The following is a 642-nucleotide window of genomic DNA, read 5'->3' as shown; positions in this document are numbered from 1 at the left end:
CTAGGAGAGTTTTCATAAAGTCGCAAACCCAGACCAGGAGCGCACTTCAGGCCGCCCATCAGGGCAGCTTTGTAACACCAAAACCTTCCAAACGAGATCCGGGCCCCAATTCTTTTCCCTAATTCGCTGCAAATACTTGACTTTCGGCGGCGCATCCCGAAACTCGGATGACTGACATTTTATGACAGTTAATGTCCGAGAAAGGGATGCTGAACCATGTTACGACCCGGTATCACCAATGACGCCATCCGGACGATGGTGGCCCGTATCCAAGCCGCCTGGCGCGCAGAGTGGGGCGATCCTACCGCCTGGACGAAGGAGCTGGCCTGGAGTCGCGACGCCGACATTGACCGCCTGGTTGAGCACTTGCAGGATCGGTATGCCCGGGGCCGCGGCCGCCCGGCGGCCGATCCGGCCGGGCTCTTGCGCTTCCTCGGCTTGATGACGGTGCGGGAGGTCGCGAGCCTCGTCGATGGGCTGCGCCAAGTCCGGCAGATGCCCTTGTTAGCCCAGCTCTGTGGCTGGGAAACCCCCGAAGCGATCCCGGCCATCGGGACCCTTTATGGCTTTTTGCGGCGGCTGTATCCCGAGGCCCACCCCCGGGTGGGGGCGTGGCGACGGCCGTCGGGCCGTCGTCTCAAG

At 62.3% G+C, this 642-nt stretch carries 1 protein-coding gene; it reads left to right on the top strand.

Annotated elements, in window-relative coordinates; translation table 11 throughout:
- Positions 1 to 216: 216 nt before the first annotated feature.
- Positions 217 to 642 (top strand): transposase (locus HIJ39_RS23285; RefSeq protein WP_207711901.1); only part of this gene is annotated, 426 nt, incomplete at its 3' end.

Origin of the sequence: Sulfobacillus harzensis, assembly GCF_012933365.1 — a bacterium.
GTDB classification, from domain to species: Bacteria; Bacillota; Sulfobacillia; order Sulfobacillales; family Sulfobacillaceae; genus Sulfobacillus_B; species Sulfobacillus_B harzensis.
This window is presented reverse-complemented; position numbering and strand designations above follow the sequence as displayed.